Source organism: Conexibacter woesei DSM 14684 (assembly GCF_000025265.1).
GTDB classification, from domain to species: domain Bacteria; phylum Actinomycetota; class Thermoleophilia; order Solirubrobacterales; family Solirubrobacteraceae; genus Conexibacter; species Conexibacter woesei.
The window spans coordinates 5,478,311-5,503,624 of sequence record NC_013739.1; the positions used below are offsets into that span (position 1 = coordinate 5,478,311).

Sequence of the window (25,314 nt, forward strand, 5' to 3'; positions counted from 1 at the left end):
GGCCGCGGACGCAAGCAATTCGCCCGCGGCCTGTCACCCACGAGCTGCTATCTGACAGTCACCTGAACTTGGACCGTTCCGCTCAGCCCCGCGAGGTCGAGCGTGTCACCGGTGAACGGGACCGCGGTCCCTCTCCCGACGACGGTCGCCGTGCCGATCGCGTTGCCCGCCGGCAGGCGCAGGCGCAGGCGCGCCTCTCTCATCGCGGCGGACGGCGGCGGCAGTGTCACCGTGACGGCGACCGTTCTTCTCGCCAGCTGCGAGGTGATTCTGTAGCCGACCTGCCCGAACGTCGTCGGCGCGTTCGCGACGGTGATCGACTTGCCGTCCTCCAACCAGCCGCGCGGCGTCGAGTAGGCGAGTCTCAGCGAGTCGGGAACGCCGTCGGTCCCCTCCCCCACGTGCACGAGCATCTCGCGCAGCGTCACGAGGAAGAAGTCGTTGTTGGCGTTCGTCGGCGACAGGTACATCGAGCGGAAGTACTCGCCCGGCACCGGCGCGATCGTGTGCCCTTCGCCCGCGATGAACGTCTTGCGCGTCATCCCGTGCGCGAGCTTCCCGTACAGCGCCAGCACCAGCTGCTCGGGGTCGTCCTGCGCGGCGAGGAAGCGGATCCGCTCGACCGCGTAGACGCTGTCGTCGCCGTCGGTCTTGTAGCCCGGCAGCCCACCCGGCGTCACCGACCCGATTCTCGTCGGGTAGTAGTTGAAGCGCTGGAGGCCGAGCAGCAGCGCGCCCTCGTCGCGCGAGTACGCCCACACGCTGTCCGCCTCGGCGCTGCCGGGCGTGAAGATCCCGGACGCGAGCGCGTACGGGTGCAGCAGGTTCCAGTACGAGCCGATCTTCGTCCCCGTGACCGGGTCGAACGGCAGCTCGCCGCTCAGCAGGTCGTGCGGGATGAACGTCGATCTGCCGACCGTTCTCTTCGAGCTGTCGATCGCGGTCCGCAGCGCTCTGCCGAACGCGGCGGCCTCGGGCTCGTACGTGGCGGCGAGGCTTCTCTCGCCGATCAGTCTCCACACGAGCGCCATGTCGCGCATGCCGCGCCAGCCCACCGTCTGCGTGTGCGTGCCATAGATTCTCGTCGGGATGTCGCCGCCCTCGAACTCCTTCGGCAGCAGCCCGTTCGGGTCTCTGGCCCGCTCGGCCGCCATCGCCGCCATGTAGCTCGCGTACGTCGCCGTGTTCGCTCTGATGAAGGCGGTGTCGCCGGTCAGGAACCAGTACGCCGCGGCGTGCGAGAGCTTCTCGCCGCGCTCCCAGTTCGGGTAGCCCGTGCCCTTCGACATCCCCACCAGCGCTTGCAGGCCGGCTCTCGCCTCCGTGGTGAAGCCGTACTCGCCGAGGCGCTGCACCGCCGAGCTGCTCTCCGGCTGGTAGAAGCTCTCGTAGGCGTTGCCGTAGCTGTAGCGCCAGCCGAGCTGGAGGTTCTGGATCAGCAGGTTGCGCTGCGCGTCCATCACCCGCTGCTCGGGCACGTCGTAGGTCGCACCCGACGCCAGCTTCGTGTTCCACGCCGACTTCAGGCCGGCGAGCGCCGTCGCATACGAGGTCGCGTCGGCGGTGAACGTCGTCGGAGTCGCCGGGTTGACCGGCCGCACGAAGTAGAGCGAGTGCGGCAGGCCGTCGGAGAGGTCGACTCTGGCGCGCAGCTGCGAGCCGCTCTCGAGCGTCCAGCCGGCGCCGTCGTACATCACGACGTTGCCGCCGCTGGTCAGCGAGCCGCCCGCGTCGACGAGCGCCGTGTCGCCGGTCGCGATCCGCAGGTCGGTCGCGCCCAGCGCCGAGCTGCCTCTCTGGGCGGTGATCTTGACGAAGCTGGCCGGCGTGCTCGTCGACGGCAGGTGCGCGACGAACGACTCCTGTCTGTACTGGACGCCGTCGGCGTCGACGTAGTCGGTCTGCAGGACCGGCTGATGGCCGTCGGCGAGCGCCGGCTCCTGCAGCCGCGCCTCGCACAGGCCGAAGCGCTCGCGCGCGCCGGCGCCGCCGACGTAGACCGTCGCGCGACGCCCGTTGGCGGCCCGCGAGACGACCTGGCTGCCGTCGGCGACGTGCAGCGCGCCCGGCTGGGAGAAGTCGGTCCCCGGCGCGCCGAAGGCGACGTAGAAGACGCCGGAGTCGGTCAGCTGATTGCCGCTCATGCCGGCCGGCGAGCCGACGTAGCGCAGCGGCAGCAGGTAGTCCTTGACGTTGTCGTAGGTCGGGCCGCTCGCGCTCGCCATCAGCGCGTTGCCCCACACGTCCGGCTTCGATCTCATCGCCGTCTCGACGCTGGCGACGTAGCCGGCCGGGAAGGCGAGTCTGTCCGTGCACTGCTCTCTCGTGAGGTCGCTCGGCGAGCTGATGCCGGGGCCGAACGACAGCTCCAGCGCCAGGTCCCACGTGACCGGGCCGCTCGCGTCCCAGCCCTGCTGGGTCGGGTCGTCAGCCCGCCGGGCGACGATGCCGGTGTGCGTCTCGACCGAGCCGCCGCGGACCGCGAGCACGTATCTGCCGCCTCTGGTGAGCCGCACCGCGGGCGAGAAGACGACCGTCCGCTTCCCGATCGGGCTGGCAGCGAGCGCCGCGGTCGCGACCGTCGCGCCGTCGGGCGTGTCGCGATGGACGGTGATCGACAGCGGGCCGTCGGTCGCCTCCGTCAGCCAGATCGAGGCGTCGTAGAGCGTCTCGTCGGAGGCGGTGAACGACTCGGCCGCGAAGTCGGTGCCGTGGACCGGGCCGAAGTCGCCCGAGGTCGGCGGGAACGTGTCGACGGTGTCGGGCGCGCCGCAGAAGTCGACTTGCAGCGCCATGTCCCAGCCGGTCGCTCTGTAGTCGGTGTTGCCGTGGCTGCCGTCTCTGGCGTAGACCTCGCCGGAGGTGGCGATCAGTCTCGCCGTCCCTCTCGTCGCCGCCGGCGCGTTGACCTTGAGGATGTACGTGCTGCCGGCTCTGACCGCGATCGGCGTCGCGAGCGCGACCTCGGCCTTGCCGGACACGCCGGAGGCGAGGGTCGCGGTGCCGACGACCGTGCCGCCGATCGCACTGCCGGAGATCACCGACAGCGTCACGGGAGCGTCGGCCGCCTGCTCCATCCAGACGGTCAGCTTGGTGATCGCGCTGCCGCCCGCGACGAACGAGTCGCCGAGGTAGTAGCCGCCGAAGATCGCGTTGCCGTCGCCCGTGGAGGCGTACTGCGAGACGGTGGCCGGCGCGCCGATCGTGCAGCCGCCGATGCCGGCGCCACAGAAGTCGACGCCCATCGCCATCTCCCAGCCGGACGCTCTGTAGTCGGTGTTGCCGTGGCTGCCGTCTCTGGCGTAGACCTCGCCGGTGGCGGAGGGGATCAGCTCGGCGAGCCCTCTGGTGGCGGCCGGGGCGTTGACCTTGAGGATGTAGGTGGCGCCGAGCGTGACGGCGATCGGTCTCGCGAGCGTCGCGACGGCCTTGCCGGAGACGCCCGAGGCGATCGTCGCGGTGCCGACCACGGTGCCGCCGATCGAGCTGCCGGAGATCACCGACAGCGTCACGGGAGCGTTGGCCGCCTGCTTCATCCAGACCGTCAGCTGCGTGATCGAGCCGCCTCTCGCGACGAACGAGTCGCCGAGGTGGTAGCCGCCGTAGACGGCGTTGCCGTCACCGCCGACGGAGTCCTGCAGGAACGACGTGGGCGTCCCCGAGGGGCACGGCGGCGGGACCGCCCACGCGGCGGTGGAGCCGACCGCGAGCACGGCCGCCGCGACCAGCGGCACTGCCATGAGACGACGCAATCTGAAGCGCACTCTCCGACCTCCAAGTCCGGTATGCTGGACTACACACTCTCCTACTGAAACGTCAGTATCGGGTTCCCACCCATGCCCGTCAAGTGACCGGGAGGTCCTCATGGCGCCATCGCGCTTCGGCGCACCCGCTCTGGAGCGGGGCATCGCGATCCTCGAACTGCTCGCCGAATCGCCGTCCGGGCTGCGCACGGAGGAGCTCGCCGCCGCGCTCGACCTGCCGCGTAGCAGCGCCTTCGGGCTGGTCCGCGCGCTGCACGGCCTCGGTTGGCTCGACCGCGACGAGGAGGGCCGCAACCTGCTCAGCCTGCGTCTCTTCACGCTCGGCGTCCACGCCGCCGAGCGGTTCGACGTCCAGCGCGCCGCGGCGCCCCACCTGCGCGACCTGCGCGACCGGCTCGGCCTCACCGTCCACCTCGCCGTGCCCGCCGGCGACGACCGCGTCGTCTACCTCGACAAGGTCGACGGACCGGGAATCGTCCGCTTCGACACGTACGTCGGCAAGCAGGTCGACGCGCACCTGACCGCCGTCGGCAAGGCGTTGATCGCCGAGCTGCCGGCCGATCGGCTGGAGGCGACGATCGCGCGCGTCGGGTTGACCCGCGGCACCGACCGCAGCCCGGCGACGGTCGCGGCGCTCCAGGCACAGCTCGCCGAGGTGCGCGCACGCGGCTACGCGGTCGAGGACCAGGAGGAGGTCGAGGGCGTCCGCTGCGTCGCGGCGACGATCGGCGGCTACGAGCAGCCGGCGATCGCGGCGATCGGCTGCGTCGGACTGACCCGCAACGTGCCCGACGAACAGATCCCGCAGATCGCCGCCGAGGTGATCCGCGCTGCCGGGGAGATCTCGGCACAGCTCGGCGGACGTTGACGAGGCTTCGGTATATCGATTGTTTCATCGCGATATCGTTGTTACTGTCGCGCGATGCTCCCCACCCGTGAACTGCTCGCCGACATCGGCCTGCCGGCGTCCGACGCCCATCACCTGCCCGACTCACCGCAGCGCTTCCCCGACGGCGGCCAGTGGCGGCTGGAGATACCGTCGACCGAGGGGCCGGAGTCGCTGCGCGAGGTGCTCGCAGCCGGCGACGAGCGCGGGCTGCGGGTCCATCGCGTCAGCCAGGGCAGCGGGATCATGCTCCAGACCGACGCCGAGATTCGCGAGATGGTGGAGCTGGGCGCCGCGCGCGACGTCGAGGTCTCGCTGTTCGTCGGCCCGCGCGCCGCGTGGGACGTCGGCGTGCAGGCGACGACCGACTCCGGCCGGCTCGCCGGCATGTCGCTGCGCGGCGCCGACCAGCTCGGCTACGCGCTCGACGACGTCGCCCGCGCCTGCGAGCTCGGCCTGCGCAGCGTGCTCGTCTCCGACCTCGGGCTGCTGAGCGTGCTCGGCCAGCTGCGCGCGCGCGGCGACCTGCCCTCCGACCTCGTGCTGAAGGTCTCCGTCTCGCTGCCGGCCGCCAACCCGGCGACGGCCCGCGTGCTGCAGGAGCTGGGCGCGACGACGATCAACTTGCCCGTCGACCTGACGCTCGCGCAGCTCGCGGCGATCCGCGCCGCCGTAGACGTGCCGCTCGACCTCTACATCGAGACGACCGACGACTTCGGCGGCCTGCTGCGCTACCACGAGATCCCCGAGATCGTGCGCGTCGCAGCGCCGGTCTACCTGAAGTTCGCGGTCCGCAACTCGCCCGGCCTCTACCCCGCCGGCGGCCACCTGCGCGACGCCGCGCTCGCGACAGCGCGCGAGCGCGTGCGGCGCGCCGCGATCGGCCTGGAGCTGCTCGCGCGCAACGCGCCCGGCGCCGTCATGAGCGAGACGACCGGCTACGGCACGACGCTCGGCGCGCTGGCGACGCCGGCGGCCGCGGGCGCCGCGGGCTCACCGGCGTTCGAGGCGTCCGCCGCCGCGGACGGCGCGGCATGAGCGCCGCCGCCATCGTCTCGCGCAACCCCGCCGACCCCGGCGACGAGCTGATCGCCGTGACGGCGGCATCGGTCGCCGACGTCGACCGCGCGCTCGCGCACGCGGCGGCCGCCCAGCGCGGCTGGGAGCGCGGCGGCGCCGCCGTGCGCGCCGCCGCGCTCGACCGCCTCGCCGCGGCGATCGACGGGCGCGCCGCCGAGCTGACCGGCCTGATCGTCCGCGAGGTCGGCAAGCCGGTCGCCGAGGCGCGCGGGGAGGTCGCGCGCGCCGCAGCGATCGTGCGCTACCACGCGCAGAGCGCGCTCGACGCCGAGGGCGAGCTGCTGCCGCCCGCGCCCGGCACCTGGCTGCTGGCCGAGCGCCGCAGCCCGCGCGGCGTCTGCGCGCTGATCACGCCGTGGAACTTCCCGCTCGCGATCCCGCTGTGGAAGGCCGCTCCCGCGCTCGCCGCCGGCAACGCGGTCGCGATCAAGGTCGCCGAGGAGGCGAGCGCCTGCGGCGCCGCACTCGCCGAGCTGTTCGCCGCGGCCCTTCCCGACGGCGTCGCGCAGATCCTCTTCGGCGGCGCCGAGACCGGGACGGCCCTGCTGGAGCACCCCGCGACCGCGTGCCTGTCGTTCACGGGCAGCACCGCCGTCGGCAGGAAGCTGATCGCCGCGGGCGGCGAGCGGGCGCTGCCCGTGCAGGCCGAGATGGGCGGCCAGAACCCGTCGATCGTGCTCGCCGACGCCGACCTCGACGCGGCCGCCGCGACGATCGCCCACGCGGCGATGGGCTACGCCGGCCAGAAGTGCACGGCGACCAGCCGCGTGATCGTCGCCGAGCCGGTCCTCGACGCGTTCGCCGAGCGGCTCGTGGCAGCGATCGGCCGGCTGCCCGTCGGCGACCCGGCCGCCGAGGCGACCGTCGTCGGGCCGCTGATCGACGACGCCGCGCGCGAGCGCGCGGTCGCCGCCGTCGAGGTCGCGGTCGCACGCGGCGCGGCGCTGCTGTGCGGCGGCGAGCGGGTCGGCCCCGGCTCGGCGCTGACGCCGGCGCTGCTGCGCCTCGGCGACCCAGCCGACCCGTTCGCGCAGGACGAGGTGTTCGCGCCCGTCGCCTGCGTGCTCGGCGCCGACGGTCTCGACGCGGCGGTCGAGATCGCCAACGGCGTCCGCCACGGCCTCGCGGCCGCGGTCTTCACGCAGTCGCTCGCAGCGGCGGCGCGGGCGGTCGACGCGCTCGACGCCGGCATGGTCCGCGTCAACCAGTCGACGGCGGGCGTCGATCTGCACGCCCCGTTCGGCGGCGTCAAGGCGTCGTCGTTCGGCACGCGCGAGCAGGGGCGCGCGGCGCGCGACTTCTTCACCGTGCGCCGCACCGTCAGCATCGCGCTGTGAGATGCGCCGCGCCGCGTCAGCCCGCGGGACGCTCGCCGAGCGTCCGCGCGAGCGCATCGCGCAGGCGCGGCAGCGCCGCCGCCAGCCGCCGCGCGAAGTGCGCAGCGGTGGCGTCGTCGTAGTCGGCGGCGGGGCCGGAGACCGAGACGCCGACGCGACCGAGCAGCGGCAGGTCCCCGGCGACGGCGACGCAGCGCAGCCCCAGCGCGGCCTCCTCCATGTCGCGCGCGTAGCCGCGCTCGCGCGTCCGCTCCAGGTCGGCCGCCAGCGCGGCGGCGTCGAGCAGCGTGTGGTCGGTGAAGCGTGGATACGGTCCAGGGCCGAGGAGCGCGGCGACCTCCTCCCGCGCCAGCCCTGCGAGCAGCGCCTTGCCGAGGCCGCTCGCGTGCGCGGCCGCGCGCTCGCCGACCTCGGTCACGTAGTGGACCGGTCGCGACGAGCGGACGACGGCGAGGTGCACGACCTCGGGGCCGTGCAGCGACGCGAGGCAGACGGTCTCCTCCAGCTCCTCGCCGACCTCCTCCAGCACCGGCTGGACGATGTCGGCGAGATGCATGCCGCGCAGGTAGACCTGTCCCAGCTCGAACGTCCGCGGGCCGAGCCGGTAGCTGCCGTCCGCCCGCCGCAGGAATCCCTCCTGCTCCAGGATCATCGCGAGGCGCACGATCGTCGGCTTCGGGATCTGCAGCCGCTCGTGCAGCTGGGCCGGCGTCAGCACCGGGTGCCCGTCGTCGAACGCGGACAGGATCGCGAGCCCGCGTGTGAGCGCGCGCGATTGGTAGCCGACGCCTTCCGGGGCGCCGTCGCCGGCGGTTCTGCTCATGGCCGGGGACGATACGGGCCGCGGGCGCGAGGTCGCCGTCACCCGCGTCTCGCGAGCGCGCGCGTCACGGCGGCCTCGGTCGCGGTCAGCAGCCGGTCGACGTGGGCGTCGGTGTGCGCGTAGGAGACGCAGCTGCGCTTGAGGTTGAGCGGCAGCTCGAAGACGCCCTCGCGCAGCAGCTCCTGGCGGTAGCCGACGAACAGCTCGGCGTCGTTGCGCAGCAGGTCGCCGTAGTGGTCGACCGGCCCGTCCTGGAAGTAGGTCACGAAGACCGAGCCGTAGCCGCTCACGACGACCGGCACGCCGAGCCGCGCGTAGAGCGCGGTCAGCTCGGAGCGGATCCGCTTGCCGAGCGCGAAGACGTGCTCGTGGACGGGCTCGGAGCGCAGCTTGCGGATGGTCGCCAGCGCCGCCGCGGCCATCGCGGGGTGGCCGTTGTAGGTGCCGGCGAAGAAGACGCGCCCGCCGGGGTTGGAGGACAGCTCGCCGAGCAGGTCGGCGCGGCCGCCGAGCGCGGCGACGGGGTAGCCGTTGGCCATCGCCTTGCCGAGCGTCGTCAGGTCCGGCGTGATCTGCTCGATCGTCTGCCAGCCGCCGACCGCGTGGCGGAAGCCGGTGATCACCTCGTCGAAGACGAGCAGCGCGCCGTGCCGGGTCGCCAGCTCGCGCAGGCCGGCGTGGAAGCCGGGCCGCGGCAGCACCGCGCCGATGTTGTGCGGGATCGGCTCGACGATGATCGCGGCGACGTCGTGCTGCTCGAGCGCCGCCTCGACGGATGCGAGGTCGTTGAACTGGCAGACGATCGTCGCGTCGAGCACCTCCGGCAGGATCCCGTCGGAGACCGGGTCCTTCTGGCCCAGCTTGTCCGCCGCGGAGATGATGTTCGTCGAGACGGCGTCGTGCCAGCCGTGGTAGCAGCCCTGGAACTTGATCACGTGCCGCCGGCCGGTGACGGCGCGCGCGAGCCGCAGCGCGTGGAACGTCGCCTCGCTGCCGGTCGAGGTGAGGATCACCTGCTCGACGGAGGGGATCGCGTCGATGACCTCCTCCGCCAGCTCGACCTCGACCGGCGTCACCGCGACGCCCATCAGGTCGAGGCGCTTCGAGGTCTCGGCGACGGCGCGGTCGACGTCCGGGTCGTTGTGGCCGAGCAGCGGGGGGCCGAAGGCGGAGTGGAAGTCGACGTACGTACGCCCCTCCCCGTCGGTGAACGTCGCGCCGTCGGTCGCGGTGACGATCGTCTGCTCCAGGCCGGACACGCGCCGCTGCCCGCTGTTGACGCCACCTGGGATCGCGCGCAAGGCGCGCGCGGGCAGGTCGGAATCGGTCCTCGTGTGCTCGATGGTCGACATGGGGCTCCGGGGTTCAGGTCAACATGAAACGGCGATTCATGTTTAACGTAGCCCCCGTCCGGGTCCCCGTCAAGCGCGGCCGCTCAGGCGTGGCGCCGCCGCCCTGTGCCCCATAATCTGGTCGACAAGCCGACGGAAGGGGACCAGGGATGGCCGGATCCGACGACACCCAGCGGGACGGGGTCACGCGCAGACAGCTGCTGAAGGGTGCCGCGGCCGCGGCACCCGGGATCCTGCTCGGCGGGCAGGCCGCGGCGGCCGCGGCGGCCGCCGCGCGCGAACGGCCGAGACGGCGGCGGACGCCGCCGGCGCGTCGCGTCGCGGGCATGAACGTGCTGCTCTTCCTGACCGACCAGCAACGCGCGATCCAGCACTTCCCGCCCGGCTGGTCGCAGCGCAACATGCCCGGGCTGACGCGCCTGCAGCGGCACGGCCTGACGTTCGCGAACGCGTTCACGAACGCGTGCATGTGCTCGCCCGCGCGCTCGACGCTGATGACGGGCTACTTCCCCGCCCAGCACGGCGTCAAGTACACGCTCGAGACGGACATGCCGTCGCCGCAGTACCCGCAGGTCGAGCTGGCGACGACGTTCAAGAACCCCGCCACCGTCGTCGCGGCGGCCGGCTACACGCCGGTCTACAAGGGCAAGTTCCACTGCGTCAAGCCGGCGAACGGCTCGACCTGGGTCCCCTCCGACGTCAACCAGTACGGCTTCACGCGCTGGGACCCGCCGGACGCCGGGGCCAACCAGGACATCCCCGAGGAGGGCGGCGGGACCTACGACAACGACGGCCGCTTCATGAACTCACAGGGCACGCCCGAGGCCGGCACCGAGGGTGCGCTCCAGTACCTCTCCTCCGTCGCCGCGCAGAGCCAGCCGTTCTTCATGGTCGTCTCGCTCGTCAACCCGCACGACGTCCTCTTCTACCCGAAGACCTACGAGTCCGGCGGCTACGACGACTCGTGGCTGAGAGGGGAGATCGAGCCGCCCGCGACGGCGAACGAGGACCTCTCGACCAAGCCGGCGGTGCAGAGACAGTTCCAGCGCCTCTTCAGCGCCACCGGGCCGCTCCCAACGCCGCAGATGAAGCGCAACTACCTGAACTTCTACGGCAACCTGATGAAGGCCTCCGACGCCTACCTGGTGAAGCTGCTCGACACGCTGAAGAGCACCGGCCTGCTCGACGACACGCTCGTGATCGCGACCGCCGACCACGGCGAGATGGGCACCGCACACGGCGGCCTGCGACAGAAGAACTTCAACTTCTACGAGGAGTCGACGCGCGTCCCGCTCGTCTACTCCAACCCGCGCCTCTTCAGAAGACCCGAGCGCAGCGACGCGCTCGTCTCGCACGTCGACTTCCTGCCGACGCTCGCGAGCCTCGTCGGCGCGCCGGCCTCCGCGCGCGCGAACTGGGAGGGCGTCGACTACTCCTCCCAGATCCTCGACCGCTCGCCGAAGCCGACGCAGGACTACACCGTCTTCACGTACGACGACTGGCAGTCCGGGCAGGCGAGAGGCCCCTACCCCCAGCCGCCGAACCACATCGTCAGCATCCGCGAACGGCGCTGGAAGCTCGCCCGCTACTACGACGCCGACGGCAGAGCGCCGGACCAATGGGAGATGTACGACCTGAAGAGCGACCCGCTGGAGCGCAGAAACCTCGCGTGGCGGGGCTACAGACGGACGCCCGCGCAGGAGCGCGAGTACCGCCGCCTGCGGCGCAAGCTCGCGCGCGTCGAGCGGACGCGGCTGCAGCCGCTGAGCTGAGCGTCACGTGCGAGCGGGCGCGGGCGCGGCGGCGCCCGCCGCCGCGCCCGCCTGGCGGCGCAGCAGAGCGCGCAGCGTCGAGCCGTGGCGGTAGCCGACCAGCGGCGCGATCTGGTCGTAGCCGAGGTCGGTGGTGCGGCGCAGGTGGCTGGCGCGCTCGACCCGCAGCCGCGTGACGAGGTCGTGCGGGCTGAGGCCCGTCCGCGCGCGGCAGCGGCGCTCCAGCGTGCGGCGGGTGGTGCCGATCGCGGCGGCCGCGTCGTCGATCGTGAGGTCGCCGTCGAGATGGTCGCGGACCCAGTCCTCGAACTCGGTCACGAGCGTGTCGGCGGCGCCGAGGTGGCCGGCGGCGGCCGCGACGCTGAGCGCCGGGCGCTCGTCGATCAGCAGGTAGCGGGCGACCGCGTCGGCGAGCTGGGGGCTGGCGCGCGCGACGAGGCTCATGCTGAGATCGATGTGCGCGAACGCCGCCCCGGCTGTCGTGACCGGCCCGCTGTGGACGACCATCCGCGTCATGTCCAGCGCGACGCGCGGATAGAGCCGCCGGAACTCGCCGGCGAGCCACCAGCACGTCGTCGCCGCGCGGTCGTCGAGCGCGCCGGCGTCCGCGAGCACGAACGTGCCGGTGCACGCGGCCGCGAGCGCCGGGCGTTCGTCCGCATTCGCCAGCCAGCTGCGCAGGCGGCGAACGTGCGCGGAGGCGAGCGACGCCGCCAGCGACGCCGGCGTGACGACGCCGAGGCCGGGGACGACGAGCACGTCCAGCGCGGCGAGCGCGTCGCGGTCGCCGACGACGTGGTCGACCGCCAGCGTGAACCCGCCCGCGGTCGTGACCTTCGCCCTGGTGGCGACGGTTCGCACCTCGATCGGGTCGATCGAGCGGTCGACCATCCCGCGCAGCGCCTCCGCCGTGCGCAGGACGTCCAGCAGCGCGGTCAGGCCGGAGTCGAAGCACCCGGGGACGACGGCGAGGCCGACACGCATGTCGCGAAACGTACCGGATGCGTCGCATCTCGTACCGAACCTGGATCTAGCGTGTGCGCCATGAGAGTCGAACAGCTCAACGTCGGCTGGCTGACCGCGCCCGCCGGGATCTGGCGCCGGGACGACGACGGCGACCGGCAGGTCCGCATCCCCGTCCCGGCCTACCTGATCGAGACGGCCACGGAGCGGATCCTCGTCGACACGGGCCTGCACCCGGACGCCGCCGCGGACCCCGCGCGCCGCTACGCCGGCGCCGCGGCACTCGGCCTGTTCGGCTTCGAGCAGGACGCGAGCATCGCCGACCAGCTCGACCTGACGACGCTCACGCAGGTCGTGCTGACGCACCTGCACTTCGACCACGCCGGCGGGCTCGCGCTGCTGCCGCCGTCGGTCCCGGTCGTCTTGCAGCGCCGCGAGTGGGAGGCGAGCCAGGACGCGGCCGCGATCGCGCGGAACTTCTACCTCCCGGTCGACTACGCCGCACTCGACCGGCAGCTCGTGCTCGTCGACGGCGACCACGACCTGCTCGGCGACGGGTCGATCGAGCTGCTGCCGACCCCCGGCCACACGCCCGGCCACCAGTCCGTCCGCGTCGGCGAGCGGCTCGTCCTCGGCGGCGACGTCACCCACTTCGCGACCGGCGTCGACGACCACCGCTTCCCGGTCTTCGCCGACGACTTCGCCGCCCAGGCCGCGTCCGCCGACCGCCTGCGCGCACTGCGCGACGCCGGCGCCACCGTCCGCCCCGGCCACGACCCAGCCGTGCTCACCCCCGGCCCGGTGGAGGTCTGAGCCGGCGGGCGGCTCAGCCGAGCTGCCAGACCGCTTCGAGCGGCTCTTCTGGTCCGAGCGCGGACCAGGCCGCACCGGCGGCGCGCAGGCGCTCGCGGGAGCGGTCGAGCGCGGGGCGCGTGACGCCGTCGGCCCACCAGCGCTCGCCGGCCTGACGGCGCAGCGCGGGCAGGTCGGGCGCCAGCTCGCCGGCGGCGACGTCGCAGACGAGCCGGGTCAGGATCTCCGCCTGCATGATCTCGTCGCCGGCCTCGTCGATCACCGCGCGGCCCTTCCTGGTCGCGTGCGGCGCGCGGCGCCCGGCGACCACTCTCGCGTGGCCGAACATGCCGCCGGCGGCGAGCACGCCCCAGACGCCTCTGCGCAGGCCCAGCTCCTGCTCGACGATCAGGTGCGCGAGGTCGTGCGGCACCTCCGGCGCACGCCCGCCGACCTTGTTGTACGCCCCGCCCTGGAACTCCACCAGCAGGCCGTCGGAGCGGTGCAGCAGCGAGCGGTAGAAGCGCCGTTCGCCTCTGAAGAACTCGACCCTCACCGATCTCACGGCGCCATCATAGGCACCAGTATTCGATCGCCTGGTATACACGCTGGTATGGCACGCGACCTGCTCCCGCTCGGCCTCGACGACGAGGCGAGACTCCGCGTCTCACACGGTCCCGAGCACGCCGCCGCGGGCGTCCCGGCGGTCGTCTGGTCGATGCGGCACTCGCTCAGCCGCATGGGCCCCGTGCGGACCGCGCGCCTGCTCGCGCGCGTCAACCAGAAGTCCGGCTTCGACTGCCCCGGCTGCGCGTGGCCCGACCCCGAGCACCGGCACGCCGCCGAGTTCTGCGAGAACGGCGCGAAGGCGGTCGCCGAGGAGGGCACGACGAGACGCGCCGACGCGGCCTTCTTCGCCCGCCACTCGGTCGCCGACCTGTCCGCGCAGACCGACCACTGGCTCGGGCGCCAGGGGCGGCTGACCGAGCCGATGCTGCTGGCCGACGGCGCGACGCACTACGAGCCGATCGGCTGGGACGACGCGTTCGGGATCATCGTCGAGGAGCTGAACGCGCTCGGCTCGCCCGACGAGGCGAACTTCTACACCTCCGGTCGCACGAGCAACGAGGCGGCGTTCGCCTACCAGCTGCTCGTGCGCGCGTTCGGGACGAACAACCTGCCGGACTGCTCGAACATGTGCCACGAGTCGTCCGGCTCGGCGCTGACCGAGACGATCGGGATCGGCAAGGGCAGCGTCTCGCTGGAGGACCTGCACGCGGCCGAGCTGATCCTCGTCGTCGGCCAGAACCCCGGCACCAACCACCCGCGCATGCTCAGCGCGCTGGAGGAGGCCAAGCGCCGCGGCGCCGTGATCGTCAGCGTCAACCCGCTGCCCGAGGCCGGGCTGATGCGCTTCAAGAACCCGCAGCGGCCCAGGGGCGTGCTCGGCCACGGCACCGCGCTGACCGACCGCTTCCTGCAGATCCGCGTCAACGGCGACCTCGCGCTGTTCAAGGCCGTCAACCGCCGGCTGATCGAGCTGGACCGCGCGCACCCCGGCAGCGTCGTCGACCACGCGTTCGTCGAGCGGCACTGCACCGGCTTCGACGCGCTCGCCGCCGACCTCGCTCAGCTCGACCCCGCCGACGTCGACGCCGCCACCGGCCTGCCGCGCGAGCAGATCGACGCGCTCGCCGACCTGATCGCGTCCAAGCGGCGGATCGTCGCCTGCTGGGCGATGGGCCTGACCCAGCACCGCAACTCGGTCGCGACGATCCGCGAGATCGTCAACACGCTGCTGCTGCGCGGCTCGATCGGCAAGCCCGGCGCCGGCGTCTGCCCCGTCCGCGGCCACTCCAACGTCCAGGGCGACCGCACGATGGGGATCTACGAGAAGCCCCAGCCGGCGTTCCTCGACGCGCTGCGCGACACGTTCGGGTTCGAGCCGCCGCGCGAGCACGGCCACGACGTCGTCGACGCGATCCGCGCGATGCGCGACGGTCGCGCACACGTCTTCGTCGCGATGGGCGGCAACTTCCTCGCCGCCGCTCCCGACACCGCCGCGACGGCCGCCGCGCTGCAGCGCCAGCGGCTGACGGTGCAGGTCTCGACGAAGCTCAACCGCTCCCACCTCGTGACCGGCCGGCGCGCGCTGATCCTGCCCGCGCTCGGCCGCACCGAGCGCGACGTGCAGGCCAGCGGCGAGCAGGTCGTCTCGGTCGAGGACTCGATGTCGGTCGTGCACGCCTCGCGCGGGCGGCTCGCGCCGGCCTCCCCGCAGCTGCGCTCGGAGACCGCGATCGTCTGCGGCCTCGCGCGCCGCCTGCTCGGCGACCGCCACGCGATCCCGTGGCAGGCGTTCGAGGACGACTACGCGCTGCTGCGCGACCAGATCGCCGCGACGATCCCCGGCTTCGAGCAGTTCAACGCGCGTCTGGCGCAGCCCGACGGCTTCGTGCTGCCGCACCCGCCGCGCGACGAGCTGCGCTTCGAGACGCCGTCGGGGCGCGCCCACCTGACGGCCAACTCGCTCGCCGTCCTGCGCGTGCCCGAAGGCCGGCTGCTGCTGCAGACGCTGCGCTCCCACGACCAGTACAACACGACCGTCTACGGCCTCAACGACCGCTACCGCGGGATCAGATCGGGCCGTCGCGTCGTGCTCGTGCACGCCGAGGACCTCGCCGCGCTCGGCGTCGCGGACGGCGCGATCGTCGACGTCGTGAGCGAGTGGGAGGACGGCGTCGAGCGGCGCGTCGAGCGCTTCCGCGCGGTCGCCTACCCGACCGCGCGCGGCTGCGCCGCCGCCTACTACCCGGAGACGAACCCGCTCGTCCCGCTCGACTCCCAGGCCGAGCGGTCGGGCACCCCGACGTCGAAGTCCGTCGTCGTGCGGCTCGAGGAGCCCCACGCCTGACCACCAGCGCCGCGCGCGTGCGAGCGGCGCGTCGTTCAGATGCGCCGCAGCTTCTCCGGGTTGCGGATCGCGTCGATGCGCGTGATGCGACCGTCGCTGACGACGAACAGGAGCGCCGCGCGTTGACCGTCGCCGCTCGGCAGCACCAGCCCGAGCCGCCCGTTGAGCTCGGTCTCGATCGGCTCCTGCGCCGACTTGCGGCTGAGCGCCGCCCACGCGCGCGCGACGCGCGAGGAGCCGAACAGCGGCTTGCGCGCGGCGGTCGCGTGCCCGCCGCCGTCCGACGTCCAGACGACGTCGGGGTCGAGCACCGCGACGAGGTCGCCGAGGTCACCCTCGGTGACCGCCTGCGCGAACGCCCGCACGGCGCGATCGTGCTCGTCGCGCGAGGCCGCGAAGCGCGGGCGCTCTCTCTGCACGTGGCGGCGGGCGCGCGAGGCGAGCTGCCGCACCGCCTCGGGCGTGCGGCCGACCACCTCGGCGACGTCGCCGAACGGCACGTCGAACACCTCGTGCAGCACGAACGCCGTGCGCTCCGCCGGCGAGAGCTGTTCGAGCACCGTCAGCAGCGCATAGCTGACCGACTCGTCGAGCGTGACGCGGTCCGCCGGGTCCTCCGAGACGACCGGCTCCGGCAGCCAAGGGCCGACGTACATCTCGCGGCGCGCGCGAGCGGACCGCAGGCGATCGAGCGCGAGGCGGGCGACGACCGTCGTCAGCCAGCCGTCGAGGTTCTCGATCGTCTCCGCGTCGACGCGCTCCAGCCGCAGCCACGCCTCCTGGACGACGTCCTCCGCCTCGCCGAGGTCGCCGAGCTCGCTGTACGCGAGCCGCAGCAGCCGCGGGCGTGCCTGCGCGAAGCGCTCCGCGGCGGTCATGCGGCGAGTCCGCTCCAGATCTCCGTGGCCGCGCGCATCCGCGGCGCCCAACCGCTCGCCTCGCGCAGCCGACGGGTCGACACGCGCTGCGAGCGCGCCAGCGGCCCGTCCTCCGGCGGCTGGCCGTGCAGCGCGTCGACCCCGACGACCGCCGCCAGCGCGGCGTCGATCTCGCCGTACGTCGCCGGGTCGGCGTCGGCGACGTTGTAGGTCCCGGCCGGGACGCGCAGCGCCGCGGCGACGGCCGTCCCGGCGTCGTCCAGCAAGACGGTCGGCCGGTACGCGCCGGGCGGTCCGAACGCGAACGAGGCGCCGCCGCGCGCGGCCTCCAGCGTCGCCAGCGTGGACCCGCTGTCGGCTCCCATGAACATCCCGAAGCGCAGCACGACGGTGTCGCCGTCGAACAGCTCGCGCGCGTTGCGCTCGGCCGTCAGCGCGCTCGTCGTGACGCCGCCGCCGACGACCGGCGCGTCCTCGTCGAGCCACGCGTCGCCGCCGTCGGCGTACACGAACGCGATCGACTCCTGCACGAGCCGTCGGACCCCGGCGGCCTGCGCGGCGCGCGCGATCGCCGCCGACGCGTCGGTGCGGATGCGGTCGTTCTCCGCCCACGCCGACGGGTCGCCCATGCGATCGGCGCTCGGGATGCTCGTGAGCAGGTTGACGACGGTGTCCGCGCCGTCGAAGACGCGGCGCAGCGACGCCTCGTCGTACACGTCGGCCTCGACGGCGCGCGCACCGAGGCTCTCGAGCAGCTCGCGCCCGCGTGCGGAGCGCGTCACGCCGCTGACGTCGTGGCCGGCGGCGAGCAGCTCGCGGACGGCGCGGCGCCCGATGACGCCTGTGGATCCGGTGATGATGATCTTGTTCATGCAGGACTGACGAGGTAGCCCGCCCGATCGTGACATGCGATCGGCGTCAGTTCCTGCCGGCGCGCTTCGGCGGCAGCGTCGCGGCGAATCCGAGCGCGCGCTCGACCCACGCCCGCAGCGCCGGATCGGTCGCGCAGCCCGGCGGCTCGACGAAGATCGCGCCTCTCGCCGGCCGCCCGGTGAAGTCCATCGGACGGGTGTGCGGTTCGCGGAGCGCCGCCTCCGTCCCGTCGGTGCCGAGGCGAAGCAGCAGCCGCCCGCCGACGACTGCGCACACCATGTTGCCGCTGCTGAGGAAGGCGACGCCGCCGAACATCCTGCGCTCGGAGATCTCGCCGGCGTCCGCGAGCGCCGCGCGGACGCGGTCGACGAGCTGCGCGTCTGCGGGCATCTGCCGCAGTGTCGCACGTTGCGAGTGGCGCATCGGCGTCACCATCGTCAAAGATCCCGCGCGCTCGGCAACCGCGTTCTTCGGAGCCGCGCTCGCGGAGCCGGTGGCCGCGCGGTAACGTCGTCACGATGCCGAATGGCCCTGCGCAGCCGGACGACGATCCTTCGCAGCTGATCGCCGCGCGGATCCAGGAGTTGGGCGACTGGCGCGGACGGACCCTCTCGGCGCTTCGCGATCTGATCAAGGAGGCAGATCCGAATGTCGTGGAGGAGTGGAAGTGGAGAAAGGCGTCGAGCCCGGGGGTTCCGGTGTGGTCTCACGACGGTGCGATCTGCACCGGCGAGACGTACAAGAGCGTCGTGAAGCTGACGTTCTTCAAGGGCGCCTCCCTGGAGGACCCGGCGGGGCTGTTCAACGCGAGCCTCGACGGTAGGGTCCGGCGCGCGATCGACGTCCGCGAAGGCGACGAGCTCGACGAGCAGGCGTTCGTCGCCCTCGTCCGCGCCGCCGTCAGCCTGAACGAGTCCTCCTCGCGCTAGCGCATCCCGCGCGCAGACCTACTGAGACAGGAGGGACCGATGGCGACACGCGTGCTGGTGCTGGGAGCCGGGTTCGGCGGGCTGGAGCTGTGCACGACGCTCTCCGATGCGCTCGGCGACGCCGTCGAGGTGACGCTGATCGACAAGAACGACGCGTTCGTGTTCGGCTTCTCGAAGCTCGATGTGATGTTCGGCCACACGACGCCGGAGGCGGTCCGGCTGCCGTACCGCGACGTCGCGATGCCGGGCGTCCGCGTGCTGCGTGAGACGGTCGCGGCGATCGATCCGGACGCGCGCCGCGTGACCACCGACGCCGGAGTCCACGAGGCGGACGTGCTCGTCGTCGCGCTCGGCGCCGACTACGACATGGACGCGACGCCCGGCCTCGCCGAGGGCGGCAACGAGTTCTACTCCGTCGCCGGAGCCGAGCGGCTGGCCGCGGTGATCCCCGCGATCACCGCGGGTCACATCGTGATCGGCGTCTGCGGCGCGCCGTTCAAGTGCCCGCCCGCGCCGAGCGAGTGCGCGCTGCTGCTGCACGACCAGCTCGTCGCGCGCGGCGTGCGCGACGCCTGCCGGATCTCGTACGTGATGCCGCTCAACACCCCCGTGCCGCCGTCGCCGGAGACCTCCGCCGCGCTGCTGGAGGCGTTCGCCGAGCGCGACATCGCATTCGTCGGCGGGCACCGCATCGCCGCAGTCGACCCGGCCCGCAGCGTCGCGGTGCTCGACGACGACAGCGAGCTGCCGTTCGACCTGCTGCTCGGCGTCCCCAAGCACCGCGCGCCGGACGTCGTGATCGCCAGCGGCATGACGGAGAACGGCTACATCCCGGTCGACTTCGCGACGCTCGCGACGCGCCACCCCGGCGTCTACGCCGTCGGCGACGTCGCAACGGCCGGCGTGCCGAAGGCCGGCGTCTTCGCCGAGGGCGCGGCGCGCGTCGTCGCGCAGACGATCATCGCCCAGCTCGGAGCGGGCGACGCGCCCGGCCGCCACCTCGGCCAGGGCACGTGCTACATCGAGTTCGGCGCCGGCCGCATCGGCAGCGTCGACATCGACTTCCTCTCCGGCCCCGAGAGAACCGGCACCTTCAACGCCCCCTCGACCGAGCAGATGGAGCGGAAGCAGCTGTTCGGCAGCAGCCGCCGCGCCCGCTGGTTCGGCAGCTGACGGCTGAACACGCCGATAGCTTCTCGCTCACACCGCCTAGACGCCGACCTGTTGCGATGGCTGCTGCCGGTCGTTCGCATCGGCCGTCGCCGGCGGCCGGCGCAGCGTCAGCAGCGCGATCAGTCCGCCGACGGCGGCGATCGCGGCGGCGCCGATGAACGCGGCGGAGAACCCGTCGGTCAGGGCTTCGAGGTTGCCGAGCTGGTCGGCGCCCTGGGCGCTCGCGAGGGCCGTCATCGCGGCGAGCCCGAGCGCCGATCCGACCTGGTAGGAGGTGTTGACGATCCCGGACGCGAGACCGCCCTCCTCCGGGCGCGCGCTGGAGATCGCCGTGCCGAGCGACGGGATGAACGCCAGTGCCATGCCGAACGCGGCGACCAGCGAGGCGGGCAGCACGTCGGCGGCGAAGTTGCCGTCCGGGCGCGCCAGCGACAGGCCCGCGAGGCCGATCGCGAGGATCCACAGTCCCGCGACGGTCGGGACCTTGAAGCCGAAGCGGGCGATCGCGCGCGGCGCCACGACGATCATCAGCAGCATGATCGCCAGCGTCATCGGCAGCAGCGCGGCGCCGCCCGCGAACGCGCCGAAGCCGAGCACCTGCTGGAGGTAGAGGTTGAGGAAGTACCACATCGGGATCCACGCGGCCCCGAGCAGCAGCTGCGCGAGGTTCGCCGCGCCGAGGTTCGGCGTCTTGAAGATCGCCAGCCGCACGAGCGGCTGGCGAACCGTGGCCTGGATCGCGACGAAGCCGGCCAGCAGTGCGACGGCGCCGCCGAGCGAGAGCAGCGTGGCGGTGGAGCCCCAACCCTCCTCCGGGGCACGGACGATCGCGAACACGGCGAGGGCGATGCCCGCGGTGACAGCGGTCGCGCCGAGGATGTCGACGCGGCCACGGCGCGCCGGGGCGGCCGGCATCAGCGACGGCGTCGCGGCGATCGCGGCGATCGCGATCGGGATGTAGATGTAGTAGATCCACGGCCAGCTGATCCACTCGGTGATCACGCCGCCGAGGAAGACACCGGCGGTGCCGCCGGCCGGTGCGGCCGCGCCGTACAGCGCGAGCGCCTTCGTCAGCTCCTTCGGGTCGTGCGCGAAGAGCATCATCAGCAGGGTCAGCGCGCTCGGCGCGATCAACGCGGCGCCGACGCCCTGGACGGCACGGGCGGCGATCTCGACGCCGACGGAGCCGGCAAGACCTGCGGCGAGTGAGCCGACGGCGAGGATCGCCCAGCCGAGGCTGAACATCCGCTTCGCGCCGAACAGGTCGGCGAGCCGTCCACCGAGCAGCAGCAGGCCGCCGAACGCGACCACGTATCCGTTGAAGACCCAGGAGAGGTTCTCCTGGCTGAAGCCGAGATCCTGCTGAATCTCGGGCAATGCGACGCCGATGATCGACGTGTCCATGATGACCATGAATTGAGCGAGCGCGATGACGGCCAGCGCGAGCCAGCGCTTGGGGTGGGGGTGCACGACGGTTCTCCTGTCGAGTTGGGGGTCTTGCCGCTAGCAGTAAACCATACCCCCGTAGGGTACCCCTGTGTCAGCTCGCGATCGTTCTCGCGACCGACCGCTTCGGCTAACCTCCAGCCCACCTCCAGCCCGCCGCCCGGACGAGCGGGCGCGTCGGTCAGCTCCAGATGTCCTCGAACCGCTCGGCGTCTCCGCCTCTCGGCTTCTGACCACCGATGCAGATGACGTCGAGGCCGTCGGGACCGGCTTCGAACGAGCGAATGACGCCCGGCGCCACTCGCAGCACGTCCCACGCCGAAAGCTCGACGATCTCATCGTCGAGCTTGGCACGACCCGAGCCCGCAACCACGACGTACGCCTCCTCCTGCACCCGGTGCCGATGCCCCCATGGCATACGCGCACCCGGCTCGTACGTGAAGCGGCTCACCCCGAGCTCAGGCGAATGCAGCGCGTTCCGCGCGAACCGCCACTGCATCGCCACGTCCGGCGGGCTGACATCGCGCAGCTCGCCGAAGTTTCTCTTCGTCCAGTCAGACATCGCGACACTCTCGCAGCTCGGCACGTCGCGGTGCCCGGCGTCAGGCGGCGATTCCGGCCTCTGCCCTGACCTCGATCGAGCCGCGCCGATCCCAGACGCGGCGCGCCGTGTCGGCGAGCCGCTCGCTCCTGTTCTGCGCCGCGGCACGCAGACGGCGGGAGGCGTGTCGCTCGGACATCCCGAACCGCGAACGCAGGACGGCCTTCGCGCGGACGACCGCGTCGACGTCGCGCATGACGCGGCTCGGCGCATCGGCCTGACGTTCGAGGAGGCGCAGCTCGCACGCGCGGTCGAGCGCCAGGCCGATCGCGGCCTGGAGCTCGGCGTCGGTGGCCGGTTCGACCAGTCGGACGGCCAGGCCCCGGCTCTCGCGGCGATCGCCCACCTCGGTCGCGACGAGGAGCGCGCCACCAGCGACGGGCGGCAGCTCGATCAGGCAGAGGTCCGCGCCGAGCCCCGCTGCCGCCTCCCGGCCGGGCTCGTCGTCGCGCAGCGGACCCAGCGGCGCGTGGCCGAGGCCGGCGACGCGCCGCGCGAGCCCGGCGCCGCGCTCGGGCGCATGTGCGAGCACCACCACGCGCAGCGGCGCCGGCAGTCGTCGCATCGTCGCGGCAGGCTGGAGCATGCGTCGTAGCGTGTCGCGGCAATGTCACGGCTCGGTAACGATGCGGCATCGATTGCGTCGCATTCGCGACGGCGACGGCGACGGCACGCGCCCGGCGGCGGCGCGCGTACTCTGTCGGGGATGCCCATCGGCCGCCACGAGCGTGGGTCGGTCCGCAGGCTCTGCCTCGGCGGCCTGCTGGCGGCGTACGCCGCGATCGCCGTCGTGGGCTGTGGCGGCTCGGCCCTCGAGGTGCGAAGAGCGCAGCCGCAGAAATCCCCGATCGACAGCACCGTCGTGGTCGACTGCGGCGGCTACGCGCAGGTGGCGCCGGTCGAGCTGGTGGTCGGCTGCCGCTACGGCGGCCGGATCCTGAGAGCGCTGAAATGGCGGGGCTGGGGACATGAGCGCGCCGCGGCCGTCGGCCGGCTGACGCGCGACTGCGCCCGCTGCGACGGGACGCAGGCGCGCGCGGTTCGCGTCGAGGTCGTCGGACGGGTGCTGCGGCGCGACGCGACGCTCGCCTACCGCACGCTGACCGTCACGCCCGCGGTCAAGCGAGCGGGCGAGAGACCGCTGCGCTACCAGATCTACGACGGCTACCTGGAGGTCGCCGACCGACAGCCGTCCCCCGAGGCCGGATGAGCGTCGCCCTCCCCCGTGTCCTGTTCGTCGAGGACGACCCGACGATCCGCGAGACGACCGCGCTGGTCCTCGAGACGTTCGGCTTCGAGGTCCGTGTCACCGCCGACGGCCAAGCCGGGCTCGACGCGTTCCGAGCCGAGCCGTTCCACGTCGCGCTTCTCGACGTGATGCTGCCGCGGATCGACGGGATCTCGCTCGTGCGCATGATCCGCGAGACGAGCCCGATCCCGGTCGTGCTGCTGTCGGCCCGCAGCGAACCGCTCGACGTCGTCGCCGGCCTGGAGGCGGGCGCCGACGACTATGTCGCCAAGCCGTTCGACGGCCCGGTGCTGGCCGCGCGCCTGCGCGCTGTCCTGCGACGCGCCGAGCGGCAGGCCGACGAGCGCCGGGTCGTGACGATCGGCGACCTCGAGCTCGACGCCGCCGGCATGAGCGCTCGCATCGCCGGGAGACCGGTGTCGCTGACGACGACCGAGGCGCGCCTGCTGATCGAGCTGGCGCAGAACGCCGGCGTCGTGCTCAGCCGCGCGGTCCTGCTCGAGCGCGTCTGGGAGCACGCCTGGGACGGCGACACGCGCCTCGTCGACGTCCACATCCAGCGGCTGCGCGCGAAGATCGGTCGCGAGCGGATCGAGACGGTCCGCGGCGCGGGCTACAAGCTCGTCAGATGATGCGGCTGCGCACCTCGCTGGCGTGGCGGCTCGCGTTGACGATCGCGGCGATCGCGGCGACGCTGTCGGCGAGCATCGGCGTCGCCGTCTACGAGCGCACCGCGCGCGACCGGACCACACGTGCGCGCGACGCGCAGGCCGAGCGCGCGACGCTCGCCGCCGCGCTCGTGCGCACCACCGGGCAGACGCTTCCCGGCGCGGAGATCGACACCAGGCGCGCGCCGCTGCCGCTGCGTCGCGCCGTCGGCAGAGGGAACGTCGCGACCTTCCGCACCGGCGGCGATCGCCCCTTCATGTGGGCGGGCGCGCCGCTGTCCGACGGCGAGCGGATCGGGCGCGGCGTCTACGTCCGCCAGCCGATCGTCCAGGACGTGCGCGCGCTGGGGCAGCTGCGCGACACGCTCCTGATCACCGGCGTCGCCGGAACGCTGATCGCCGCGCTGATCGGCGTCGTGCTGGCGAAGGGCCTCTCGCGGCGACTGCAGCGCGCGGCGGACGTCGCCGACCGCGTCGCCGCCGGCGACTACGACGCGCGCATCCAGTCGACCGGCCGCGACGAGGTCGCCCGCCTCGGCCACGCCGTCGACGCGATGTCCGACGCGCTCGCGGCGCGCCTCGAACGCGAGCAGCGCTTCGCCGCCGACGCCGCCCACGAGCTGCGCACGCCGCTGACGGCGCTGACCACCGCCGCCGAGCTGCTCGACGACGGCCGCCCGGCCCAGATCGTGCGCGAGCGCGTCGCGGCGCTGCGGACGCTCGTCGCCGACCTGCTCGAGCTCGCCCACCTCGACGCCGGCACCGACCGCCCGGCGGCGCTGGAGTCGTTCGACCTCGTGCCATGGCTCGACGAGCTCGTCGCCGAGCGCGCCCCGGGCGCCACCGTCGAGCCGACCGACGCGGGCAGCGTCGTCACCGACCCCCGCCACCTCGAGCGCATCGTCGGCAACCTGCTCGACAACGCGACGCGCCACGGCGCGCCGCCGATCGTCGTCCGCCTGGACGGCGACGCGATCGAGGTCCGCGACCACGGCGACGGCTACCCGGACGACCTGCTCCGGGACGGACCTCACCGCTTCCGCGCGAACGGCAGCGGGGCCGCCGGCAGCGGCCTCGGGCTCGCGATCGCCGAAGGACACGCCGCCGCGATCGGCGCGCGGCTGACGTTCGCCAACGACCAGCGCGGCGGGGCGGTCGCGCGGCTCGCCCTCGACAACGGCTCCCGCCCGTAGCGATGGCCGTCCCCGCCGAGCCCAGCGCGCGCACGCCGTGGAGAGACGGGCATTTCATCGGTGGCCATCCGATCCTCGATCTCGCGAACACGGTGTTCGACCGAGCGCACCCCGTCCCCGGCAACGAGCTGCTGGAGACGTCGTCGGACGTGCTCACGTGGTGTCAATCCGTCGGGCTGTTCGACAGCGCGCCGACGCTGCGCGGGTCTGTCGCGGACGGTCTGGCAGCCGAGGTGCGAGCCGTCCGCGAGCACGCGTGGGCGACCTTCGACGCGGTCGCGCGTGGAACGGCGGTACCCGCGGGTGCGTTGGGGGCGCTCCTGGAGCGGAGCGGGACGGGCCTGCGCGCGGGCCGCGTTCACGACGTCGACGCCGACCTGCGGCACGTCGCCGCCGACTGGGCCGCCCCTGGGGCGATCCCGGCGGCCCTGTCGCTGCTGGCGGTGCACGCGCTGTTCACGCTGCCGGCGGAGCGCGTGCGAGCGTGCGCCCGGTGCGGCTGGCTGTTCCTCGACTCCTCGCGCGGCGGACGCCGCCGCTGGTGCAGCATGAGCACGTGCGGAAACCGGGAGAAGGCCAGCCGTCACCGCCGGACGACCCGGTCGGCAGGCTGATCTCCGA

At 73.2% G+C, this 25,314-nt stretch carries 23 protein-coding genes; 12 read left to right on the forward strand and 11 right to left on the reverse strand.

The window, feature by feature from the left end:
* Positions 1–47: 47 nt before the first annotated feature.
* A complete protein-coding gene (locus CWOE_RS25695) occupies positions 48–3,740 on the reverse strand; it encodes a hypothetical protein (protein ID WP_041730966.1) in 3,693 nt (1,230 codons plus the stop codon).
* A gap of 124 nt (positions 3,741–3,864) precedes the next feature.
* On the opposite strand from CWOE_RS25695, the gene CWOE_RS25700 reads away from it, so the two are divergent.
* From CWOE_RS25700 to CWOE_RS25710, 3 genes are read left to right on the forward strand one after another with little or no spacing between them, the layout of a single operon-like run.
* On the forward strand, positions 3,865–4,632 hold the full coding sequence (locus tag CWOE_RS25700) for an IclR family transcriptional regulator (RefSeq protein WP_012936583.1): 768 nt from the start codon (positions 3,865–3,867) through the stop codon (positions 4,630–4,632).
* A 54-nt stretch (positions 4,633–4,686) separates the two neighbouring features.
* Positions 4,687–5,688, forward strand: coding sequence for a U32 family peptidase (locus CWOE_RS25705; protein WP_012936584.1), 1,002 nt, complete (start codon positions 4,687–4,689; stop codon positions 5,686–5,688).
* Entirely contained in the window at positions 5,685–7,067 is a 1,383-nt protein-coding gene (locus CWOE_RS25710) for an aldehyde dehydrogenase family protein (RefSeq protein ID WP_012936585.1), read from the forward strand. The genes CWOE_RS25705 and CWOE_RS25710 overlap by 4 nt, the downstream gene beginning before the upstream one ends.
* 16 nt (positions 7,068–7,083) lie before the next feature.
* On the opposite strand, the gene CWOE_RS25715 is transcribed toward CWOE_RS25710, so the two are convergent.
* Together CWOE_RS25715 and CWOE_RS25720 are read right to left on the reverse strand one after the other, a co-directional pair.
* Positions 7,084–7,890, reverse strand: a complete 807-nt coding sequence (locus CWOE_RS25715) for an IclR family transcriptional regulator (RefSeq protein WP_012936586.1) — start codon at positions 7,888–7,890, stop codon at positions 7,084–7,086.
* 38 nt (positions 7,891–7,928) lie between these two features.
* On the reverse strand, positions 7,929–9,242 hold the full coding sequence (locus tag CWOE_RS25720; RefSeq protein ID WP_012936587.1) for an aspartate aminotransferase family protein: 1,314 nt from the start codon (positions 9,240–9,242) through the stop codon (positions 7,929–7,931).
* A 149-nt stretch (positions 9,243–9,391) separates the two neighbouring features.
* Here CWOE_RS25720 and CWOE_RS25725 point away from each other — a divergent pair, with 149 nt between their 5' ends.
* On the forward strand, positions 9,392–11,014 hold the full coding sequence (locus CWOE_RS25725) for a sulfatase-like hydrolase/transferase (RefSeq protein WP_012936588.1): 1,623 nt from the start codon (positions 9,392–9,394) through the stop codon (positions 11,012–11,014).
* 3 nt (positions 11,015–11,017) lie between these two features.
* On the opposite strand, the gene CWOE_RS25730 is transcribed toward CWOE_RS25725, so the two are convergent.
* Entirely contained in the window at positions 11,018–11,998 is a 981-nt protein-coding gene (locus tag CWOE_RS25730) for a GlxA family transcriptional regulator (RefSeq protein ID WP_012936589.1), read from the reverse strand.
* Positions 11,999–12,058: 60 nt separating this feature from the next.
* On the opposite strand from CWOE_RS25730, the gene CWOE_RS25735 reads away from it, so the two are divergent.
* Positions 12,059–12,790, forward strand: a complete 732-nt coding sequence (locus CWOE_RS25735) for an N-acyl homoserine lactonase family protein (protein ID WP_012936590.1) — start codon at positions 12,059–12,061, stop codon at positions 12,788–12,790.
* Positions 12,791–12,803: 13 nt separating this feature from the next.
* On the opposite strand, the gene CWOE_RS25740 is transcribed toward CWOE_RS25735, so the two are convergent.
* Complete coding sequence (locus CWOE_RS25740; RefSeq protein WP_148261158.1) at positions 12,804–13,334, reverse strand: hypothetical protein; 531 nt, start codon at positions 13,332–13,334, stop codon at positions 12,804–12,806.
* A 48-nt stretch (positions 13,335–13,382) separates the two neighbouring features.
* Between CWOE_RS25740 and CWOE_RS25745 the strand changes: the two genes are divergently transcribed.
* Positions 13,383–15,683, forward strand: coding sequence for an FdhF/YdeP family oxidoreductase (locus CWOE_RS25745; protein WP_012936592.1), 2,301 nt, complete (start codon positions 13,383–13,385; stop codon positions 15,681–15,683).
* 35 nt (positions 15,684–15,718) lie between these two features.
* Here CWOE_RS25745 and sigJ read toward each other — a convergent pair whose 3' ends face one another.
* From sigJ to CWOE_RS25760, 3 genes are read right to left on the reverse strand one after another with little or no spacing between them, the layout of a single operon-like run.
* Positions 15,719–16,561: an RNA polymerase sigma factor SigJ gene (gene sigJ / locus CWOE_RS25750; protein WP_012936593.1), complete on the reverse strand. Its 843-nt coding sequence runs from the start codon at positions 16,559–16,561 to the stop codon at positions 15,719–15,721.
* Entirely contained in the window at positions 16,558–17,433 is an 876-nt protein-coding gene (locus CWOE_RS25755) for an NAD-dependent epimerase/dehydratase family protein (RefSeq protein WP_012936594.1), read from the reverse strand. The genes sigJ and CWOE_RS25755 overlap by 4 nt, the downstream gene beginning before the upstream one ends.
* A gap of 46 nt (positions 17,434–17,479) precedes the next feature.
* Positions 17,480–17,824, reverse strand: coding sequence for a TfoX/Sxy family protein (locus CWOE_RS25760; protein ID WP_012936595.1), 345 nt, complete (start codon positions 17,822–17,824; stop codon positions 17,480–17,482).
* Positions 17,825–17,952: 128 nt separating this feature from the next.
* On the opposite strand from CWOE_RS25760, the gene CWOE_RS25765 reads away from it, so the two are divergent.
* The gene (locus CWOE_RS25765; RefSeq protein WP_012936596.1) at positions 17,953–18,363 is read left to right on the forward strand and encodes a DUF1801 domain-containing protein; all 411 of its coding nucleotides are present in this window, start codon (positions 17,953–17,955) and stop codon (positions 18,361–18,363) included.
* A gap of 39 nt (positions 18,364–18,402) precedes the next feature.
* Positions 18,403–19,536, forward strand: coding sequence for an NAD(P)/FAD-dependent oxidoreductase (locus CWOE_RS25770; protein WP_012936597.1), 1,134 nt, complete (start codon positions 18,403–18,405; stop codon positions 19,534–19,536).
* Positions 19,537–19,572: 36 nt separating this feature from the next.
* On the opposite strand, the gene CWOE_RS25775 is transcribed toward CWOE_RS25770, so the two are convergent.
* The 3 genes from CWOE_RS25775 to CWOE_RS25785 form a co-directional block, all read right to left on the reverse strand.
* The gene (locus tag CWOE_RS25775; protein ID WP_012936598.1) at positions 19,573–21,006 is read right to left on the reverse strand and encodes an MFS transporter; all 1,434 of its coding nucleotides are present in this window, start codon (positions 21,004–21,006) and stop codon (positions 19,573–19,575) included.
* A 157-nt stretch (positions 21,007–21,163) separates the two neighbouring features.
* Positions 21,164–21,544 (reverse strand): cupin domain-containing protein, encoded by a 381-nt coding sequence (locus CWOE_RS31490; protein ID WP_012936599.1) that lies wholly within the window; start codon positions 21,542–21,544, stop codon positions 21,164–21,166.
* A 40-nt stretch (positions 21,545–21,584) separates the two neighbouring features.
* Complete coding sequence (locus CWOE_RS25785) at positions 21,585–22,169, reverse strand: ANTAR domain-containing response regulator (protein WP_012936600.1); 585 nt, start codon at positions 22,167–22,169, stop codon at positions 21,585–21,587.
* Positions 22,170–22,289: 120 nt separating this feature from the next.
* Here CWOE_RS25785 and CWOE_RS25790 point away from each other — a divergent pair, with 120 nt between their 5' ends.
* Genes CWOE_RS25790 through CWOE_RS34230 form a run of 4 tightly spaced genes read left to right on the forward strand, consistent with a single transcriptional unit; the run spans position 22,290 to position 25,307 of the window.
* Positions 22,290–22,793, forward strand: coding sequence for a hypothetical protein (locus CWOE_RS25790; protein ID WP_012936601.1), 504 nt, complete (start codon positions 22,290–22,292; stop codon positions 22,791–22,793).
* Positions 22,790–23,464 carry a response regulator transcription factor gene (locus CWOE_RS25795; RefSeq protein WP_012936602.1) on the forward strand — a complete coding sequence of 225 codons (675 nt, stop codon included), beginning with the start codon at positions 22,790–22,792 and terminating at the stop codon, positions 23,462–23,464. The genes CWOE_RS25790 and CWOE_RS25795 overlap by 4 nt, the downstream gene beginning before the upstream one ends.
* A complete protein-coding gene (locus CWOE_RS25800) occupies positions 23,461–24,693 on the forward strand; it encodes an ATP-binding protein (RefSeq protein WP_012936603.1) in 1,233 nt (410 codons plus the stop codon). Before CWOE_RS25795 ends, CWOE_RS25800 begins: the two co-directional genes overlap by 4 nt.
* 2 nt (positions 24,694–24,695) lie before the next feature.
* Positions 24,696–25,307 (forward strand): CGNR zinc finger domain-containing protein, encoded by a 612-nt coding sequence (locus tag CWOE_RS34230; RefSeq protein WP_012936604.1) that lies wholly within the window; start codon positions 24,696–24,698, stop codon positions 25,305–25,307.
* The last annotated feature ends 7 nt before the right edge of the window (positions 25,308–25,314 follow it).

Excerpts from the sequence above, each read along its gene's own strand:
- CWOE_RS25730 (WP_012936589.1), bottom strand. The coding sequence starts at position 11,998 with ATGCGTGTCGGCCTCGCCGTCGTCCCCGGGTGCTTCGACTCCGGCCTG.
- CWOE_RS25755 (WP_012936594.1), bottom strand. The coding sequence starts at position 17,433 with ATGAACAAGATCATCATCACCGGATCCACAGGCGTCATCGGGCGCCGC.
- CWOE_RS31490 (WP_012936599.1), bottom strand. The coding sequence starts at position 21,544 with ATGTCTGACTGGACGAAGAGAAACTTCGGCGAGCTGCGCGATGTCAGC.
- CWOE_RS25710 (WP_012936585.1), top strand. The coding sequence starts at position 5,685 with ATGAGCGCCGCCGCCATCGTCTCGCGCAACCCCGCCGACCCCGGCGAC.
- CWOE_RS25785 (WP_012936600.1), bottom strand. The coding sequence starts at position 22,169 with ATGCTCCAGCCTGCCGCGACGATGCGACGACTGCCGGCGCCGCTGCGC.
- CWOE_RS25770 (WP_012936597.1), top strand. The coding sequence starts at position 18,403 with ATGGCGACACGCGTGCTGGTGCTGGGAGCCGGGTTCGGCGGGCTGGAG.
- CWOE_RS25705 (WP_012936584.1), top strand. The coding sequence starts at position 4,687 with ATGCTCCCCACCCGTGAACTGCTCGCCGACATCGGCCTGCCGGCGTCC.
- CWOE_RS25795 (WP_012936602.1), top strand. The coding sequence starts at position 22,790 with ATGAGCGTCGCCCTCCCCCGTGTCCTGTTCGTCGAGGACGACCCGACG.
- sigJ (WP_012936593.1), bottom strand. The coding sequence starts at position 16,561 with ATGACCGCCGCGGAGCGCTTCGCGCAGGCACGCCCGCGGCTGCTGCGG.
- CWOE_RS25715 (WP_012936586.1), bottom strand. The coding sequence starts at position 7,890 with ATGAGCAGAACCGCCGGCGACGGCGCCCCGGAAGGCGTCGGCTACCAA.
- CWOE_RS25765 (WP_012936596.1), top strand. The coding sequence starts at position 17,953 with ATGCCGAATGGCCCTGCGCAGCCGGACGACGATCCTTCGCAGCTGATC.
- CWOE_RS25790 (WP_012936601.1), top strand. The coding sequence starts at position 22,290 with ATGCCCATCGGCCGCCACGAGCGTGGGTCGGTCCGCAGGCTCTGCCTC.
- CWOE_RS25745 (WP_012936592.1), top strand. The coding sequence starts at position 13,383 with ATGGCACGCGACCTGCTCCCGCTCGGCCTCGACGACGAGGCGAGACTC.
- CWOE_RS25695 (WP_041730966.1), bottom strand. The coding sequence starts at position 3,740 with ATGGCAGTGCCGCTGGTCGCGGCGGCCGTGCTCGCGGTCGGCTCCACC.
- CWOE_RS25725 (WP_012936588.1), top strand. The coding sequence starts at position 9,392 with ATGGCCGGATCCGACGACACCCAGCGGGACGGGGTCACGCGCAGACAG.
- CWOE_RS25760 (WP_012936595.1), bottom strand. The coding sequence starts at position 17,824 with ATGCCCGCAGACGCGCAGCTCGTCGACCGCGTCCGCGCGGCGCTCGCG.
- CWOE_RS25720 (WP_012936587.1), bottom strand. The coding sequence starts at position 9,242 with ATGTCGACCATCGAGCACACGAGGACCGATTCCGACCTGCCCGCGCGC.
- CWOE_RS25800 (WP_012936603.1), top strand. The coding sequence starts at position 23,461 with ATGATGCGGCTGCGCACCTCGCTGGCGTGGCGGCTCGCGTTGACGATC.
- CWOE_RS34230 (WP_012936604.1), top strand. The coding sequence starts at position 24,696 with ATGGCCGTCCCCGCCGAGCCCAGCGCGCGCACGCCGTGGAGAGACGGG.
- CWOE_RS25700 (WP_012936583.1), top strand. The coding sequence starts at position 3,865 with ATGGCGCCATCGCGCTTCGGCGCACCCGCTCTGGAGCGGGGCATCGCG.
- CWOE_RS25735 (WP_012936590.1), top strand. The coding sequence starts at position 12,059 with ATGAGAGTCGAACAGCTCAACGTCGGCTGGCTGACCGCGCCCGCCGGG.